This is a genomic window from Pseudomonas sp. GL-RE-29, from assembly GCF_019947275.1.
GTDB classification, from domain to species: Bacteria; Pseudomonadota; Gammaproteobacteria; order Pseudomonadales; family Pseudomonadaceae; genus Aquipseudomonas; species Aquipseudomonas fluorescens_A.
Window position 1 is genome coordinate 1 of record NZ_JAGYGD010000060.1, and the last position, 17,481, is coordinate 17,481.

Genomic DNA, 17,481 nt, shown 5'->3' on the forward strand with positions numbered 1-17,481 from the left:
TCGACTTCGATGACCTGAAGCAACCTGCTGCCGAAAACTGCGTAACTCGTTGTTTACCAAGGAGTTTTCCGTTTCGACTGCGCCGGAAGTGGGGCGAATTATAGACACCTGAGATCTGCCGTCAACCACTATTTACGCCTTTTTGGCAGAAGAGCCCTTTTTAGCCATTAAACGCGGAATTCGACGTGCTAACGGCGGCAGCCGCAGCAGTAGCAGCAACGCCCCTATAGCTGCATAGATCGCCCACTCCTTAAGATCGGCGCGCACGATCCACAGCATATGCAGCAATCCGAGTCCGAGAACCACATAAACCAGACGATGCAACTTCTTCCAACGGGCGCCCAACAGCCTTTGGCTATAACGGTTGGACGTGACCGCCAAGGCCAGCAAACACAGAAAACCCAACACACCGACAATGATGTAAGGACGCTTGCGCAACTCGACACCCAACTGCGACCAGTCAAACCCAAGGATGAATACCAAATAAGCGCTCAAGTGCAGCACGACATAAGCAAAACACCACAAGCCCAGTTGCCGGCGAACTGCGATCCACCCTGTCCAACCGGTAAGTTTCTGCAGCGGCGTCATGCTTAACGTAATGAGAAGAAGAACAAGCGTCCCGAGCCCCAGCCGATCAACCAATACCTTTCCCGGATCAGGCCCTAGCGCATCGCCCCAAGCCTGATACAACCAAAGCAGTGGCCAAACCGATACAGTAACGAAAACACCAACACGCCAAAGCGGATATCGCATCAGTAGTTCTTCCGCAAATCGAGCCCGGTATATAGAGAGGCGACTTCATCCGCGTAGCCGTTGAACATTTGCGTTTCACGCACATTCGGCTTGAACAGGCCACTCGGCAGACGCCGCTCACGAGCCTGAGTCCAACGCGGATGGTCAACCGCAGGATTCACGTTCGCGTAAAACCCATATTCATCCGAGGCGATACTTTGCCAGGTGGTTTTTGGTTGCTCGCTGACCAGACTGATCCGCACGATGGACTTAACGCTTTTAAAGCCGTACTTCCACGGCACCACCAAACGCAGCGGTGCGCCATTCTGGTTAGGCAACTCACGCCCGTACATTCCCACAGCCAGAATCGCCAGCGGATTCATCGCTTCATCCAAACGCAGCCCTTCTACATAAGGCCAGTCGATCAAGGCGAAACCGGATTGTTGCCCTGACATGCTCTTGGGGTCTTGCAAGGTTTCGAAGCGAATGAATTTGGCTTTAGAGGTTGGCTGGACCTGCGCGAGTAATGCCGAAAGCGGAAAACCTATCCACGGGATGACCATCGACCAGGCCTCTACACAGCGAAGTCGATAGATGCGCTCCTCCAACTGATAAGGCTTCATGAAGTCTTCCAGGGCATACCTTCCCGGCTTGCCCACTTCGCCATCCACGACCACGGTCCATGGCGCAGTCTTCAGCGTACCGGCGTTGGCGGCAGGGTCGCCTTTGTCGGGGCCGAATTCGTAGAAGTTGTTGTAGTGAGTCGCATCCTTGAAAGGTGTGATCGCCTCGTCCTTGACGTTGACCGCCCCCCACTTGGTAGAAGGAAGCTTTTCGCTGAACCATGGAGGTGCCCTCCCAGGCTCCACGTCTGCATAACGCGCCGTATCCTCCGCGCTGGCCCATCGCGGCAACCCACTTATGGCTAAACCGGCAACAGCAGCACCCAATACATTGCGTCGAGAAAGATAAAGGGATTCAGGCGTGACGTCCGATTCATGGCAATCGGACGCTTTGGGGACTTTGATCAGCATGGCTACTCCGCAGTATTGGAGAACAGATGCACCAACAGACTGCGGAGTATGAGGGAAATTACATCACTCGGCGCTTTTGCGCCGACGGAGATGTAACAAGTATTGCACCGGCCCAGACGCTGCGTAGGCGAGGAACACCAGCAGCAGAATACGTGGCGGATCGCTGAACACGACCGCGAACACAAGCACCACGGCGAGGATCGCCACAAAAGGCACCCGCCCTTTCAAGTCCAGCTCCTTGAAGCTGTTGTACTTGATATTACTGACCATCAGCATGCCTGCCGCAGCGACCATGAGCGCTACCAGGAAGGACATCTTGGAGCCCTGGATACCGTAATCGCTGAACGCCCAGACAATCCCCGCCACTACACCCGCCGCAGCCGGACTGGCCAGACCAATGAAGTAGCGTTTATCGGCAGTGCCGACCTGGGTATTGAAGCGCGCCAGGCGCAACGCCGCGCCAGCTACATAAATGAAGGCGACCATCCAGCCAACCTTGCCCATGTCGCCCAAGGCCCAACCGAACGCCAGCAATGCCGGCGCGACGCCGAAGGCAACCATGTCCGACAGCGAGTCGTACTCGGCACCGAAGGCGCTCTGGGTATTGGTCATGCGGGCGACGCGACCGTCGAGGCCGTCGAGCACCATGGCCACAAAAATTGCGATGGCGGCGAAAGCAAAATACTTGCTGGCGTTGACCGAGTCACCAGCGCTCAGGGCAGCCTGTGCACTCATGGAGTTAATAATGGAATAAAACCCTGCGAACAGGTTCGCAGTGGTGAACAGATTCGGCAGAAGATAGATGCCACGATGCCGGACTTTACGGCCTTCAGCGTCATGCCCTTCTTCGACATGTTCATCGATGGGCAGCAGGCTTTCGGCGTCAGAGGCCTGGTTTGGCTCTTCGGGACGTTCGCTCATGGACAATACCTTGCAACGGGGTGGAAAGTTTCGACAGGTGTCTGGGACGACGGTTCGGCCGCAAACGATGCAGCTTTATACCAGAACCGGCCTCCCAAACGAAAAAACGCGGCCTAAGCCGCGTTTTTCGTACAAGGTCGTGACTTAGTTTTTGGCTTTGTCGACGATCTTGTTGGCACCGATCCACGGCATCATGGAGCGCAGTTGCTCGCCGATGACTTCGATACCGTGAGCAGCGTTGTTACGACGCTTGGCGGTCATCGAAGGATAGCCGGTAGCGCCTTCGCTGATGAACATCTTGGCGTATTCGCCGTCCTGAATACGTTTCAGGGCGTTGCGCATGGCCTGACGGGATTCGGCGTTGATGACTTCCGGGCCGGTCACGTACTCGCCGTACTCAGCGTTGTTGGAGATCGAGTAGTTCATGTTGGCGATACCGCCTTCGTACATGAGGTCAACGATCAGCTTCAGTTCGTGCAGGCATTCGAAGTAGGCCATTTCCGGCGCGTAACCAGCTTCAACCAGGGTTTCGAAACCGGCTTTGACCAGTTCAACGGTACCGCCACACAGAACGGCTTGTTCGCCGAACAGGTCGGTTTCGGTTTCGTCCTTGAAGGTGGTTTCGATGATGCCGGTACGACCGCCACCAACGCCAGCAGCGTAGGACAGTGCAACGTTTTTGGCGTTGCCCGAAGCGTCCTGGTAGATCGCGATCAGGTCAGGGATACCGCCGCCTTTCACGAACTCGGAACGTACGGTGTGGCCCGGAGCCTTCGGCGCGATCATGATCACGTCGAGGTCAGCGCGCGGCACAACCTGGTTGTAGTGGATCGCGAAACCATGGGAGAAGGCCAGGGTGGCGCCCTTCTTGATGTTCGGCTCGATTTCGTTCTTGTACAGGGAAGACTGGAATTCGTCCGGGGTCAGGATCATGACCAGGTCGGCAGCTGCAACAGCGGAAGCAACGTCAGTCACTTTCAGGCCGTGGGCTTCAGCCTTGGCAACGGTAGCCGAACCTTTACGCAGGCCAACGGTAACGTCAACGCCGGAGTCTTTCAGGTTGCACGCTTGAGCGTGGCCTTGGGAACCGTAACCAATGATGGCAACTTTCTTGCCCTGGATGATCGACAGGTCGCAGTCTTTATCGTAGAAAACTTTCATGAATTTCCCCTATATCCGGCCGTTCAGGCCATTCGCTAATTTGGTTTAGATGCTGAGTACTTTGTCGCCGCGGGCAATACCGGTGACGCCACTGCGGACGGTCTCCAGAATCGAAGCGGTGCCAATGGACTGAATGAAGCTGTCGAGCTTGTCGCTGGTACCGGTCAATTGAACGGTATACACGCTGGCACTGACATCGACGATCTGTCCACGATAAATATCGGTGGTGCGCTTGATCTCGGCGCGCTGGGCACCGGTAGCCTTGACCTTGACCAGCATCAGCTCGCGCTCGATGTGAGCACTTTCCGACAGGTCGACCAGTTTGACTACTTCGATCAGTTTGTTGAGGTTCTTGGTGATCTGCTCAATGACCTCATCGTGGCCGACGGTGGTCAGCGTCAGACGCGACAGAGTCGGGTCTTCAGTCGGCGCCACAGTCAGGCTTTCGATGTTGTAGTTGCGCTGCGAGAACAGGCCGACTACGCGAGACAAAGCGCCGGGTTCGTTTTCCAGAAGCAAGGAAATAATGTGCCGCATGATTAAGTACGCTCCGTCTTGCTCAGCCACATATCGCGCATGGAGCCGTCTTTGATCTGCATCGGGTAGACGTGCTCGCTGGTGTCGACCGATATATCGATGACCACCAGGCGATCTTTCATGGCAAACGCTTCTTCCATCTTCGATTTCAAATCTTTCGAATCGGTGATGCGCACGCCAACGTGACCATAAGCCTCTGCCAGCTTGACGAAATCAGGCAGCGATTCCATGTAGGAATGAGAGTGGCGGCTGCCGTAGCTCATGTCCTGCCACTGACGAACCATGCCCAGTACACCGTTGTTCAGGATGACGATTTTTACCGGCAAACCGTATTGCAGGCAGGTCGACAGTTCCTGAATGTTCATCTGGATACTGCCCTCGCCCGTTACGCAAGCGACGTCATCATCCGGAAAGCTCAGCTTGATGCCCATGGCCGCCGGGAAACCGAAGCCCATGGTGCCCAGACCACCGGAGTTGATCCAGCGGTTCGGCTTGTTGAACTTGTAGTACTGCGCCGCGAACATCTGATGCTGACCCACGTCGGAGGCGACAAAGGCATCGCCCTTGGTCACTTCGCACAGGGTTTCGATCACGGCCTGCGGCTTGATAACGCTGCCGTCGCCCTTGTCATAAGGGAACAGGCCGCGATCACCGCGCCACTCATCGACTTGCTTCCACCAGCTGGCTACGGACTCCTTGTTCGGGGTCTCGCCGATTTCCTTGAGGATCGCGACCATTTCGGTCAGGACACTCTCGACCGGGCCAACGATAGGCACATCGGCCTTGATGGTCTTGGAGATCGAAGCAGGGTCGATGTCGATGTGAATGATCTTGGCGTTCGGGCAGAACTTAGACGCGCCATTGATCACGCGATCGTCGAAACGCGCCCCGACTGCGAGGATCACGTCAGCATGATGCATCGCGAGGTTGGCGGTGTAGCTGCCGTGCATACCGAGCATGCCGATGAACTGACGATCGGTACCAGGGAAACCACCCAGGCCCATCAACGTATTGGTCACGGGCAGGTTGAGCATTTTCGCCAGTTCGGTCAGCGGCGCGGAGCCGTTGCCGAGAATCACGCCGCCACCCGAGTACAGCACTGGGCGTTTGGCCGCCAGGAGCATTTCTGCCGCCTTGCGGATTTGCCCGGAGTGACCGCGAACAGCCGGGCTGTAGGAGCGTAACTTGGCTTTTTTCGGGAAGACGTATTCGAATTTCTCGGCCGGGTTAGTCATGTCTTTCGGGATATCGACAACGACTGGACCAGGACGACCGGATTGCGCCAGGTAGAAGGCTTTCTTCATGACTTCCGGGATTTCCGACGCGTGCTTGATCATGAAGCTGTGTTTCACGATCGGCCGGGAGATACCGATCATGTCGGTTTCCTGGAAGGCGTCGGTACCTACCATGGTGCTAGGCACCTGGCCGGAAATGACCACCATCGGAATGGAGTCCATGTACGCCGTAGCGATACCGGTGATGGCGTTGGTTGCGCCAGGACCGGAAGTCACCAGTACCACGCCGGCTTTACCGGTGGCACGGGCGTAGCCGTCAGCCATATGGGTAGCCGCTTGCTCGTGACGAACCAGGATGTGGGTCACTTCCGGTTCTTTGAACAGGGCATCGTAAACATGAAGAAGAGCACCACCCGGGTACCCGTAGATATATTTGACGCCTTCGTCACGCAAAAAGCGGACGAGCATCTCACCGCCAGATAAAAGCTCCACGTTGCTCACCTCTAAAACGCCAGAATACCGCCCACGAAAATGGGACGGGTCTTAATAGGTTTACTTCTCTGCAGAGCATGAGCGACGGTGGTCGCCGACTACGTCAGCACTGACTGAGCAAGTATTGGGATCGTCCCAAGTGTTGCGGGCTTTTCCCACCCAGCGCGAGGTAACGCGTTGCGGGTGTAACAGGTCGGCGCGGGTGTGCGCCTCATGATCTGCTGAGAGGGTCTGCTTCTGGCAGTCCCTGTACAGCGGACTTTGGATTCTTCTGTTTCGTCCCCTGCAAGTCAAGTCGTCTATGTGGTTTATTGAACTAAGCACATGAGAAAGCAAGAAAAAACCGCGAAACTGCATGTGTGTTAGCTTCAATTGCGCAACCCGAGACAAGGAAATGGCATGCGAACGTTTTTCCTGACCGCCGGCCTGCTGGCTGGCCTGAGCCCCTTGTGTATGGCCGGTCAGATTTACACATGGGTCGACGCCCAAGGTGTGACCCACTTTGATGCGCAACCGCCTCCGGGCCAGCAAGCCGACGTGGTGAAGCCCTCTTCGCCTTCCGGCAAGACTGCCTCCCCCACACGCACCGGAGCGATTGGCGATCAAAAGGCTATTGATAAAGACGTCAAAAACCAAATTGCGGAGCAACAGGCGCAACTGAAGACGTTTTGTGAACAGGCGCGGAGGAACCTCGCGCAACTGCAGAACAATCCGCGGCTAAGGGAGGAAGTGGACGGAGAATTGCGGCGCCTGGACGACGCTCAGCGGCAGGAGCGTATCGGCGAAACACAGAAACAGATCGCGGATAACTGCCAGTAATGCCGGGCAGGAGGCGGTAGGAACCTGTAGGAGCTGTCTCGTGAAACGAGGCTGCTCCTACAGAGGATCGGGTCAGCGGGAGGCGGTGATCAGCAGGTCGAACTCTTTGAGCAACACTTGCAACTGCCGATCTTTGCCCTGGACATTGCGCCCGGCGAAGACCATTTCGGCCATCTCCTGAATCCCCGATGCATTCGGCAAGGGCAGATCCTGCTCCAGGATCGCTTTCATGCGCGGCAGGAAGATCCATTGCAGCCACTGCTCGAAATCCAGCGTATCGACCGAAAACGGCTCAACGCTGGAAAGCGCTTCAGCCGATGGCGCGACTTCGTCCCACCAGCCCTGAATCCGCAGCTCACGCTCAATCAACAGCAGTTGATCGGCAATTTTCGAAAAACGTGGGTCCATCACGACGTTACCTTGGCCTTCTGACGAGCCTGTGCTGCGCCAGCCGAGTCACCCTGCTTCTCACGCGCCTGAGCGATCAATTCCCACAGACTGGCCTGAAGCGCCGGACGGCCGTTAGCGAGAGTCAGACCGCGACGAGCGAATTGCTCGGCCTGCGGTGCATCACCTTGAGCCATGCGTACTTGCGCCAGGCGATAAAGCACTTGCGGCTCACGCGGGGCGACACGCTGAGCGCGTTCGAGGCTTGAAGAGGCGCCGTTGAGGTCGCCGCTGGACTGTTGTTGCTGCGCCGTGGTTAACAGGGCGAGAACCGGACCGTCCAGTTGCTCGTCGGCGGACAGGCCGCCGGAGCTGGCCGAAGGAATCCCGCTCGGCGTCGAAGGCATGCTGTAGCTGCCCTGATTCATCGGTGCAGACTGAACCGGCGAAGTATCAATCGGCCCCGGCGTAATCGGACCTGGGGTAATAGGCGTAGTGCTGATCGGCGTCGACGTCGTGGCGCCACCGCCCGGCACCATCACCACAACACCGGTATCGCCTTGCGGAATTTCCTGAACCTGGGCTTGCGCTGGACGCTTGACCGTCGTCTGACGGAAACCGCCATTCGCCGAGACCCGCTCACTGTTGGAGACGGCCGTGCCGGAGTCCTGGACCGGAATCGAGCCGCGCTGCACGGTGGAGCAACCGCTGAGCAGAGCCACGGCGGTAACTGCTGGAATCAACCACTTATTCACTTGAAACCCTCTTTGCTTAATTCATCCAGCCTTTGACCCAATCCATCACCGTTTCGCCGGAAACAGGGCTTTCGCCAGCGCAGGCGGCGCCGGGAGGCGGTTCGCTGCCGCGAATATACGGCATCTGCACGGCGCCTGGGCAGTTGGCATCAGAGCCTTGCCCGGTGCGCGAATCGACCCAGGCCTGAACGACGTTGTCCGGTTGCGGCATGTCCAGCGGCAGCGGGTCGGCCTTGCGCATGAAACTGGTCCAGACCTGCAGCGCACCGGTAGCGCCGGTGAACGGTGTCTTGCCGTTGTCATCACGGCCCAACCACACCACTGCCAGCAAGTCCTGGCTGAAACCAGCGAACCAACTGTCTCGCGAATCGTTACTGGTGCCGGTCTTGCCCGCCAGGGTCAAGGTTTTTGGTAACACGTTGTAAACCGAGCTGCCGGTACCTTCACGCATGACCCGCTGCATGGCGCTCTGGATCAGGTAAATGGACGCCGGATCGAAACGCTGCTGAATCTGGAACGGATAACGTTTGAGCGGCTCACCTTCGGCGGTCAGTACGCTACGAATCCCGCGCATCGGCGTGTTGAAACCCCCGTTGGCGAGTGTCTGGTACATGGTCGCCACTTCAATCGGCGTCATGCCACCCGCACCCAGCAGCATCGACGGGAACGCCGGGAATTCGCGGCTCACGCCCAAACGCCCGAGCGTCTTGAGCACATTCGGCACACCCACCGCCAACCCGAGACGCGCGGTCGACAGGTTGTAGGAATGCGCCAGCCCTTGATAAAGGAAAACCGTACCGTGGGAGCGGCGATCATAGTTCTGCGGCTTCCAGACCTGACCGTCCGCACCTTTGACCGAGAAGGATTCGTCCGACAACCAACTGGTCAATGTGTACTGGCTCGGCTTCTCGAGTGCCGTCAGATAAACCGCCGGTTTGATCAACGAGCCGATCGGTCGTACAGCATCCAGCGCACGGTTGAAGCCGGCGAAACTGGCTTGGCGACTGCCGATCATGGCCTGGACCTCACCGGTTTCCGGGTTGGTCACGACCATGGCCGCTTCGACGTCATCGGAACCCTTGCGCCCGGACAGGCGTTTGAAGGTGTCGTTGACCGACGCTTCGGCTTTCATTTGCAGGATCGGGTCGAAGCTGGTGAAGATGCGCAGACCTTCTTCGGTCAAGTCTTCGTCGCGGTAGTCTTCGCGCAGCTGACGCTTCACCAGATCAAGGAAGCCCGGGAATGAGCTGTCTGCCAATTTGCCTCGCGTTGTTACTCCCAAGGGCATTTTCTTCGCGGCAGCGACCTGCTCGGCGGTGGCAACGCCTTGTTGCTCAAGCACATCGAGCACCAGATTACGTCGCTCGAGCGCCCGCTCAGGATTGCGACGCGGGTTGTAATAAGACGGGCCCTTGACCATACCCACCAACATCGCGACTTGATGCAGCTTCAGTTCGGACAATGGCTGCCCGAAGAAGAACTGGCTGGCCAGACCGAAACCATGCACTGCCCGCTGACCATCCTGACCGACGAACACTTCATTGAGGTAAGCCTCAAGAATTTCTCGTTTGTCGTAATGCAACTCAAGCAACATCGCCATCATGGCTTCAGTGAGCTTACGGCTCAGGCTGCGTTCGCTGGTCAGGTAGAAATTCTTGACCAGTTGTTGCGTCAGCGTACTGCCGCCCTGGGTCATCTTGCCGCCAGAGGTGTTGACGTAGACAGCCCGCGCAATCGACTTGGGCGACACGCCCCAGTGGCTATAGAAATCCCGATCCTCCACGGCGACCAGAGTTTCCAGCAAATACGGCGGGACCTGATCGATTTTGATCAGGATGCGGTCTTCGAGGTTCTTCGGATAAATCCCGCCGATCAACAGCGGTTCCAGGCGAACCACGGACAGCTTCGAACCGTTCGTCGCCGAGAGTTCGGCGACATAATCGCCGGAGAAACGCACACGCACGGGCTGTGCCTGCTCCATACCTTCGTAGAACTGGAAGCCACGGGTATTCAAGTCGACAGTATTGCCGTTGACAGCCGCCGCGCCAGGTCCATTGCTCACGCTTTCGCGGCGGTAGCCCAAGGCATCAAGCTCGGTCAGAAAATCGTTCTTGCTGAGTTTTTGTCCGACGAACAGCTCAAGCGGACGCGCGTATACCTTGGCCGGAATCGTCCAGCGCTTGCCGGAAAACTTCTCTTGCACGATGGCATCGAGGTAAACCGCAAATCCGGCCAGCACCACAAGGCCAACCAGGCTGAGTTTCAGGGCCCAGCCCAGCCAAGGGTTCAAGCCCTTGGAGGGTGGTTTTTTGGGGGTGCGGGGAGTTCGAGTACGAGTCATGGCGGCGGATTATACGCACTTTATTCATACTCAACAGGAGCCCGCCGAGTTTGCGTTGAGCTGGCGAGCGGCCATAATGACGACCTGAATTTTTCCAGTCTCCGAAGGATCTCCTGTGAGCCAGTCCCTGATCGCCGCCCTGCAAAATCCGGCCCTTTACCCACACCCGGTAGACGGGTTCCAGGTCATCGAGACCCATATTTCGTGGGTGCTGCTGACTGGCTCCTATGCTTATAAAGTGAAGAAGCCGGTGAACTTCGGCTTCCTCGACTTCACCAGCCTTGAGGCTCGCGAGCATTTCTGTGGCGAAGAGCTGCGCCTGAACCAGCGCCTGACAGACGACTTGTATCTGGAAGTGTTGCCGGTCACTGGCAGCATTGAAGCACCACAACTGGGCGGCGAAGGCCCGGCCATTGAATATGTGCTGAAAATGCGCCAGTTCCCGCAAACTGGCTTGCTCAACAGCTTGCAAGCCAAAGGCGAACTGACCACCGCGCACATCGACGCGATGGCGGCACAAATCGCCCGGTTCCACCTGAGCACGCCAACAGTCCCCGCCGAACATGAAGCCGGCACGCCGGAAAACGTCATGGCGCCGGTGCGGCAGAACTTCGACCAGATCCGCCCGTTCCTCAGCGACAAGGCTGATCTGCAACAACTCGAGGCTCTGCAAGCCTGGGCGGAAAGCAGCTTTGATCGCCTCAAACCATTGTTCGTACAACGCAAGGCCGAGGGTTTCATCCGCGAGTGCCACGGTGACATCCATTTGGGTAACGTTACGGTAATCGACGGCAATATCGTGATCTTCGACTGCATCGAATTCAACGAACCGTTCCGCTTCACTGATGTGTACGCCGACACCGCTTTCCTGGCGATGGACCTTGAAGATCGTGGCCTGAAATGCCTGGCGCGCCGCTTCATCAGCCAATACCTGGAGCTGACCGGCGATTACCAGGGTCTGGAACTGCTGAACTTCTATAAAGCCTACCGCGCCCTGGTTCGCGCCAAGGTCAGCCTGTTCAGCATGCCGGCCGACGCCACCCCGGTGCAGCGCGCGACCACCCTGCGCCAGTACCGCACGTACGCCAACCTGGCGGAAAGTTACAGCACCATTCCTTCGCGCTTCATGGCTATTACCCACGGCGTTTCCGCTGTTGGCAAAAGCCACGTGGCGATGCGCCTGGTAGAAGCGCTGGGCGCAATTCGCCTGCGTTCCGATGTAGAACGCAAACGCCTGTTCGGCGAGCAAACCGTGGCGAACGACTTGCAGGCCGGCATTTATAGTGCGGACGCCAGCGCCACGACTTACAAGCGACTGCACGAAATCGCCGCCGATATCCTGCACGCGGGTTTCCCGGTAGTGATCGACGCCACTTACCTCAAGCGTGACCAGCGCGACAGCGCCGCGAAGGTAGCAGAGGCCACTGGCGCCCCGTTCCTGATCCTCGACTGCAACGCACCGCAAGCCGTGATCGAGAGCTGGCTGGCTGTGCGCCAAGCGGAAAAACAGGATCCATCCGACGCCACACTGGCGGTTATCGAGGCCCAGCAAGCCAGTCGTGAAGCACTGACGCCAGCAGAAATCCTCTGCAGCAAACGTGTGCAGACCAATGAAAGCGGGACACTGGACACCGTTGTGGAACAGATTCGCCAGCGCCTGCCAGGGCTGTAGGAAGTATTTCAACCGTGAAGCCGTTGCTGGCTTCACGGCTGCCAAATAGTGGCACTATACTGGCGTCATAAAACCAACAGGTGACGTGACATGAGCCAGCCGAAACTTCTCGACACCCCGCTTTATGCCTTGCTGCACAAAGACGACATCACAGGCTTCAACAACGAGCGTCCAAAGGACGGGCCTATCGACATGGTCGGTGGTGATTTCCGGGGTCTGGACCTGCGCGAGTTGAACACGCACGGTATCGACTTTACCGACGCCTATTTCCGATCTGCGGATTTGCGCGGCATCGACTTTCGCAACGCTTCGCTTGAAGGCGCGAGCCTGGCCCACGCGCAGATTTCCGGCGCCTACTTTCCAGTGGAGCTGAGTGCCGACGAAATTCTGATGTCGATGAATTTCGGTACGCGCCTGCGTTATCGCACTCGTTGATCGACAGCGCAAACTGACAAGTCCAGCGCCCCCGCTTTGCGCTGGACACCGGATAGACTTGGCCATCATTCCTGCCGCATTGCCCAACCTTCCACCGCTTTCGCGGCTTTTAGCGTTCTGACATGGTCCCCCGCTTAGAAGCTTTTGCGTCGAAAACGACCAAAGAAACACGCTTTTCCTGCTGATGGCTACACTCCTCAGAAGCTTGCCCACGCACCATTCGGCCATCGCAAGGAGGCTTGATGAATGATGAACTGCAACACCTGAAAAATCTTGGCAAGACGTCGGCGCAGTGGCTGCATGCCGTGGGCATTCACAGCGCCTCGGACTTGCGTCGCCTGGGGGCGGTGGACGCTTATCGGGCCGTGCGCACGCGCGGATTCCGGGCGTCCAAGGTGTTGTTGTATGCGATCGAAGGTGCACTGATGGACGTGCACTGGAACGACATTCCCGCCGAGCGCAAAGAGGCTCTGAACAAACAGCTGGAAGCTATTTCTTCACGTCACAAGAATTAAAATGAGGACTGCTTGCCAAGCATTCATTTGAACGGCACTGAAAACGACAGACCTGAACTCAACGATTTCAGATACTTACAGAAAACGAGCGACACAAATCGATTAAACGGAAAATCAGCGGTTGACTTGGTAATGAGAATCGATATGATTATCACAACTGGTCGCGAGACTGGTCGATTTTCTGAAAAGCCCTTGGTTCGGACTCTCAGATTATCTCCTCATCAGGCTAATCACGGTTATTTGACCCGGCTCTTGCCGGGTCTTTTTTTGCCTGAAGAAAAGTCGTCCGCCCCGCCCCTTTTGGCGCCAAGCGGACGGATGCTTACTGACCCGTCATGTCGGGAAAGAAGCCCAAAGTCAGTTTGTTCAAGCTTTCCGGCAACCTCGGACCCAATCCACCCACCAGCAGGGTCGGATCCAGCTCGATCACCCGCCCGTCCCTGGCAGCGCGAGTAGAGGCCAGAATCGGGTTTTCCTTGAACAAGGCCTCACGCGCTGCATCCCCGGTCAGCGCACGATCGGCAAATACCAGCACAGCAGGATCCAGGGTTACCAAGGATTCATTCGAAAACGGTTTATACCCGGTATGGGTCGCCAGATTGTGACCACCAGCCCGCTGCAGTAACCAATCAGCAGCGGTGCCCTTGCCAGCGATCAGCGGCTTGCCGCCGGCATGTCCGAGCAGCAACAGCACGCCCGGGGACGGTTGCGTTAATTGCGCCCGAGTCACTCGGATCTTTTGCTGTTCGAGTTCCTGTGTGTAAGCGCCCAGCAGTTGCACTGCCCGATCTTCGGCACCGAGCAGCTTGCCCAGATGTTGCAGGTTACCTTGCAACGTCGGCAGGTCCGGCTGGGCCGAGAACAGTTCAACCTGCACGCCTGCACTGCGAAGTTGCGACAGCACCGGCGGCGGCCCCATCTCTTCGGTGCCGACGAGAATTTGCGGGCGCAAACTCAATACGCCTTCTGCCGACAGTTGCCGCTGATAACCGATACTCGGCAATGCCTTGAGGGAGGCCGGATGTTGACTGGTGGTATCGACTCCGACCAGTTTCGACTCACCGCCGAGCGCAACAACCCACTCCGAAAGCGCACCGCCGGCGCTTACCCAACGCTGGGGCAACTCGGCCGCAGCGGCATAATGACTGACGAGGAGTCCGGTACAGATCGCAGCGACACGAGCACTCAGGCGCATAAACAGCTTCCTTGAACGATTTACCCGGGCGTCTGGCTGATAGGCCCAGTATCCTCGGCATCCAGCAAGCACCCGTTGGGTGGAAGGCCATTTGATAATTGTTTGCATTTAAGCGTCAAGTAGAGACATTTCCTTCGACGCACTTCGAAATTTGAGGACAGACATGAAGTTTCTTTGCCCAGGCCAAGCGCTGGTCGATGGCAGCAGCCGCGGGTTCGACATCGACGGCCAAAAGCTCTTTGCCGTGCGCCGGGATGGCCAGGTCTATGTCTATATCAACCGCTGCCCGCACCGCGGCGTCGGGCTGGAATGGACCCCTGACCAGTTCCTGGACCCCAGCAACAGCCTGATCCAGTGCGCCACCCATGGCGCACTGTTTCTGATTGAGGACGGCGAATGCGTGGCCGGCCCGTGCGCGGGGCAATCGCTGACCCGCGTGGACAGTCGCGAAGACACACAAGGGATCTGGGTCAGCCTTTAAGCGCCGAGCAAAACCTGCAGACGCCGATCGACCACAATTTCCTCGTGGGTCAAGGTCACGCCGTAAGCCAGGACTTCGACCCCACAGGCCACCGCCTCCCGCAAAGCTGCGGCGTAGGCCGAATCGATTTCTCGTGCAGGACGCACAGCGTCGATCCCGGTCAGGTTCACGCAATACAACTGCACCGCACGAATCCCGTCCCGGGCCAAATGGGCCAGTTCACGCAAATGCTTGGCTCCGCGCTGCGTCACCGCATCGGGGAATGCAGCGACCGCTGAGCCTTCAAAGCCCAACGTGACGCTTTTGACTTCCACATAAGCCGGCCCGCCGGGGTAATCGAGGCGAAAATCGATGCGGCTGCTTTCCTTGCCGTAGGCCACTTCGCGTTTGAGTTCGGTAAAGCCGTTCAACTCAGTGATGACGCCGGCACGCAGCGCTTCTTCAATCAACCCGTTGGCGCGGCCCGTATTCACGCAAAACCGGCGCCCGTGTGGGGTTTCGCCGATTTCCCACGTGCCGGGCAATTTGCGCTTGGGATCGTTGGAACGACTGAACCAGACATGCCCGCCTTCGACCTGACAATTGAGCATCGAGCCGGTGTTGGGGCAATGAATGGTCAGCAACTCGCCGTTAACGGTTTCGATATCGGCGAGAAACCGCTTGTAACGGCGAATCAGCCGACCTTCTTCGAGTGGAGGATGAAAACGCATCAGCCTTGCCAGCTCCGCAAACCCCGGGCGATTCGTTCCACCGCCTCTTCCAGGCGTTCAAGGCTTTGGGTGTAGGCAAAACGCACATGATGCCCGGCCTGATAGCGTCCGAAGTCCAGCCCCGGGGTAAATGCCACATGTTCGGTTTCAAGGAAATGGCGACAGAACGCGAAGGCATCACCGCCGAACTTGCTGATATCGGCGTACAAGTAAAACGCGCCTTCCGGTTCAACGGCGATACCGAAGCCGAGCTCTCGCAGCGCTGGCAGCAGGAAATCACGACGGCGACCAAACTCAGCACGGCGTTCTTCCAGAATCGCAATGGTCGCAGGCTCGAAGCAGGCCAGCGCCGCATGCTGGGCCATGCTTGGCGCGCTGATGTAGAGGTTTTGCGCGAGCTTTTCCAATTCGCCCACCGCAGCATCCGGCGCTACCAGCCAGCCAAGCCGCCAACCGGTCATGCCGAAATACTTCGAAAAACTATTAAGCACAAAGGCGCTGTCGTCGACTTCCAGAACGCTGGCGGCATCAGTGCCGTACGTCAGGCCGTGGTAGATCTCATCCACCACCAGATGACCGTGGCGCTCCTTGATCGCAGTGGACAGCCCGGCCAATTCGTCACGGGTCAGGATCGTCCCGGTCGGGTTGGCCGGAGATGCCACCAGTGCACCAACGCTGTCGTGATCCCAGTAACGCGCGACCAGATCCGGTGTCAGTTGATAACGCACGTCCGGGCCTACCGGCACCAACTGCGCGGCGCCCTCGACCAGTCGCAGGAAATGCCGGTTGCAAGGGTATCCCGGGTCCGCCAACAGCCAATGTTTGCCTGGGTCCACCAGCAAGGCGCTGGCCAGCAGCAGTGCGCCGGAGCCGCCTGGGGTGATAAGGATGCGTCGCGGATCGATGCTCAAGCCATAACGCTGCTGATAAAAGCCCGAAATCGCTTCACGCAACTCGGGAATGCCGCGCGCGGCAGTGTAACGGGTCTTCCCCGCTGTCAGTGCGGCCTGGCCGGCGCGAATGATCGGCTCGGCCGTGGTGAAATCCGGCTCGCCGATTTCCAGGTGAATCACGTCGTGACCGGCCGCTTGCAATTCATTGGCACGCGCCAGCAACGCCATGACATGGAAAGGTTCGATCGCACGACTGCGAGCACTGTAGGACTGAGCCATTTGGCCTTCCTTCAACGGGGAAAAGAATCGATTCTACCCAAGCGCAGGAACGAGCGAGAACCTAAAGCGGTCAGAGCCGTATAACCCATACCCAAAACGACTCAAGCGAGCGCCCAAGGTTTGACTAAAATCAATAATTGATCAGGTCTCCAGAGCCACCAGACAGCGCTTTGCCATTATTTGCAAGCGCCCCAGGCCGCGACCTCGACATCCGGGAGTAGCGCGGTCTGATTTGATCTGGTAAGTTCGCCCGCTTGCAGCCGCAGGGCCGGCAGGTGTCGGTGATGGAGCAATCCTGCGCAGATGGATTACAAGAGTAGAGGCGGTCTATTTCATGTCCACCCAAGCAAAGCAGCAACAGCCGACAATTAGCGGCTTCGAACCCTACAAAGAAGTGAAGGGCGAGGAATATATGGGCAAGCCCATGCGCGCGCACTTCACCAAGGTCCTGAACAAGTGGAAACAGGACTTGATGCAGGAAGTCGACCGCACGGTTGATCACATGAAGGACGAAGCAGCCAACTTCCCGGACCCGGCAGACCGTGCCAGCCAGGAAGAAGAGTTCGCCCTCGAACTGCGTGCCCGCGATCGTGAGCGCAAGTTGATCAAGAAGATCGACAAGACGCTGCAATTGATCGAAGACGAAGAATACGGTTGGTGCGAGTCCTGCGGCGTCGAGATTGGCGTCAAGCGACTGGAAGCCCGTCCTACCGCCGACATGTGCGTCGACTGCAAGACCCTGGCGGAAATCAAGGAAAAGCAAGTCGGCAAGTAACTGCGACTTGAACGAAGAACGGAGCGTGCGAACGCTCCGTTTTTGTTTCTGACATTCATGATATTTGTAGGAGCCGGCTTGCTGGCGATGGCGATTTCAAAGACGCCATCGC

At 57.7% G+C, this 17,481-nt stretch carries 18 protein-coding genes; 6 read left to right on the top strand and 12 right to left on the bottom strand.

Going from position 1 to position 17,481, the window contains the following annotated elements; all coding sequences use genetic code 11:
• Positions 1-132: 132 nt before the first annotated feature.
• The 6 genes from msrQ to KGB21_RS28680 form a co-directional block, all read right to left on the bottom strand.
• Positions 133-753, bottom strand: a complete 621-nt coding sequence (gene msrQ, locus KGB21_RS28655; RefSeq protein ID WP_034151272.1) for a protein-methionine-sulfoxide reductase heme-binding subunit MsrQ — start codon at positions 751-753, stop codon at positions 133-135.
• Positions 753-1,766 (bottom strand): protein-methionine-sulfoxide reductase catalytic subunit MsrP, encoded by a 1,014-nt coding sequence (gene msrP / locus KGB21_RS28660; RefSeq protein ID WP_034151271.1) that lies wholly within the window; start codon positions 1,764-1,766, stop codon positions 753-755. The genes msrQ and msrP overlap by 1 nt, the downstream gene beginning before the upstream one ends.
• A gap of 63 nt (positions 1,767-1,829) precedes the next feature.
• The gene (gene pssA / locus KGB21_RS28665; protein ID WP_223507479.1) at positions 1,830-2,687 is read right to left on the bottom strand and encodes a CDP-diacylglycerol--serine O-phosphatidyltransferase; all 858 of its coding nucleotides are present in this window, start codon (positions 2,685-2,687) and stop codon (positions 1,830-1,832) included.
• Positions 2,688-2,831: 144 nt separating this feature from the next.
• Positions 2,832-3,848: a ketol-acid reductoisomerase gene (gene ilvC, locus KGB21_RS28670; protein ID WP_007909969.1), complete on the bottom strand. Its 1,017-nt coding sequence runs from the start codon at positions 3,846-3,848 to the stop codon at positions 2,832-2,834.
• Positions 3,849-3,893: 45 nt separating this feature from the next.
• Positions 3,894-4,385, bottom strand: coding sequence for an acetolactate synthase small subunit (ilvN, locus tag KGB21_RS28675; RefSeq protein ID WP_003176102.1), 492 nt, complete (start codon positions 4,383-4,385; stop codon positions 3,894-3,896).
• Between the two features lie 2 nt (positions 4,386-4,387).
• Positions 4,388-6,112: an acetolactate synthase 3 large subunit gene (locus KGB21_RS28680; RefSeq protein WP_034151273.1), complete on the bottom strand. Its 1,725-nt coding sequence runs from the start codon at positions 6,110-6,112 to the stop codon at positions 4,388-4,390.
• Between the two features lie 399 nt (positions 6,113-6,511).
• Here KGB21_RS28680 and KGB21_RS28685 point away from each other — a divergent pair, with 399 nt between their 5' ends.
• Entirely contained in the window at positions 6,512-6,931 is a 420-nt protein-coding gene (locus tag KGB21_RS28685; RefSeq protein WP_034151269.1) for a DUF4124 domain-containing protein, read from the top strand.
• A gap of 72 nt (positions 6,932-7,003) precedes the next feature.
• Here KGB21_RS28685 and KGB21_RS28690 read toward each other — a convergent pair whose 3' ends face one another.
• Genes KGB21_RS28690 through mrcB form a run of 3 tightly spaced genes read right to left on the bottom strand, consistent with a single transcriptional unit; the run spans position 7,004 to position 10,414 of the window.
• Positions 7,004-7,339, bottom strand: a complete 336-nt coding sequence (locus KGB21_RS28690) for a YqcC family protein (RefSeq protein ID WP_034151268.1) — start codon at positions 7,337-7,339, stop codon at positions 7,004-7,006.
• Positions 7,339-8,073 (bottom strand): tetratricopeptide repeat protein, encoded by a 735-nt coding sequence (locus tag KGB21_RS28695; protein WP_034151267.1) that lies wholly within the window; start codon positions 8,071-8,073, stop codon positions 7,339-7,341. The genes KGB21_RS28690 and KGB21_RS28695 overlap by 1 nt, the downstream gene beginning before the upstream one ends.
• Before the next feature lie 16 nt (positions 8,074-8,089).
• Positions 8,090-10,414: a penicillin-binding protein 1B gene (mrcB, locus tag KGB21_RS28700; RefSeq protein ID WP_223507480.1), complete on the bottom strand. Its 2,325-nt coding sequence runs from the start codon at positions 10,412-10,414 to the stop codon at positions 8,090-8,092.
• 115 nt (positions 10,415-10,529) lie between these two features.
• On the opposite strand from mrcB, the gene KGB21_RS28705 reads away from it, so the two are divergent.
• The 3 genes from KGB21_RS28705 to KGB21_RS28715 all read left to right on the top strand — a co-directional run bounded on the left by KGB21_RS28705 (position 10,530) and on the right by KGB21_RS28715 (position 13,036).
• Positions 10,530-12,086 carry an AAA family ATPase gene (locus KGB21_RS28705; protein WP_223507481.1) on the top strand — a complete coding sequence of 519 codons (1,557 nt, stop codon included), beginning with the start codon at positions 10,530-10,532 and terminating at the stop codon, positions 12,084-12,086.
• A gap of 90 nt (positions 12,087-12,176) precedes the next feature.
• Positions 12,177-12,521 carry a pentapeptide repeat-containing protein gene (locus tag KGB21_RS28710; RefSeq protein WP_223507482.1) on the top strand — a complete coding sequence of 115 codons (345 nt, stop codon included), beginning with the start codon at positions 12,177-12,179 and terminating at the stop codon, positions 12,519-12,521.
• A 242-nt stretch (positions 12,522-12,763) separates the two neighbouring features.
• The gene (locus KGB21_RS28715; protein ID WP_007971093.1) at positions 12,764-13,036 is read left to right on the top strand and encodes a TfoX/Sxy family protein; all 273 of its coding nucleotides are present in this window, start codon (positions 12,764-12,766) and stop codon (positions 13,034-13,036) included.
• A gap of 322 nt (positions 13,037-13,358) precedes the next feature.
• Here the strand turns inward: KGB21_RS28715 and KGB21_RS28720 are convergent, their stop codons facing one another.
• Positions 13,359-14,231 carry a hemin ABC transporter substrate-binding protein gene (locus KGB21_RS28720; RefSeq protein ID WP_223507483.1) on the bottom strand — a complete coding sequence of 291 codons (873 nt, stop codon included), beginning with the start codon at positions 14,229-14,231 and terminating at the stop codon, positions 13,359-13,361.
• Positions 14,232-14,394: 163 nt separating this feature from the next.
• Between KGB21_RS28720 and KGB21_RS28725 the strand changes: the two genes are divergently transcribed.
• Positions 14,395-14,712 carry a Rieske (2Fe-2S) protein gene (locus KGB21_RS28725; RefSeq protein WP_034151262.1) on the top strand — a complete coding sequence of 106 codons (318 nt, stop codon included), beginning with the start codon at positions 14,395-14,397 and terminating at the stop codon, positions 14,710-14,712.
• Here KGB21_RS28725 and sfsA read toward each other — a convergent pair.
• Positions 14,709-15,422, bottom strand: a complete 714-nt coding sequence (gene sfsA, locus KGB21_RS28730) for a DNA/RNA nuclease SfsA (RefSeq protein WP_034151261.1) — start codon at positions 15,420-15,422, stop codon at positions 14,709-14,711. The genes KGB21_RS28725 and sfsA overlap by 4 nt on opposite strands.
• Entirely contained in the window at positions 15,422-16,594 is a 1,173-nt protein-coding gene (locus KGB21_RS28735) for a pyridoxal phosphate-dependent aminotransferase (RefSeq protein ID WP_034151260.1), read from the bottom strand. The genes sfsA and KGB21_RS28735 overlap by 1 nt, the downstream gene beginning before the upstream one ends.
• A 334-nt stretch (positions 16,595-16,928) precedes the next feature.
• Between KGB21_RS28735 and dksA the strand changes: the two genes are divergently transcribed.
• A complete protein-coding gene (dksA, locus tag KGB21_RS28740) occupies positions 16,929-17,369 on the top strand; it encodes an RNA polymerase-binding protein DksA (protein WP_034151259.1) in 441 nt (146 codons plus the stop codon).
• Positions 17,370-17,481: the final 112 nt, after the last annotated feature.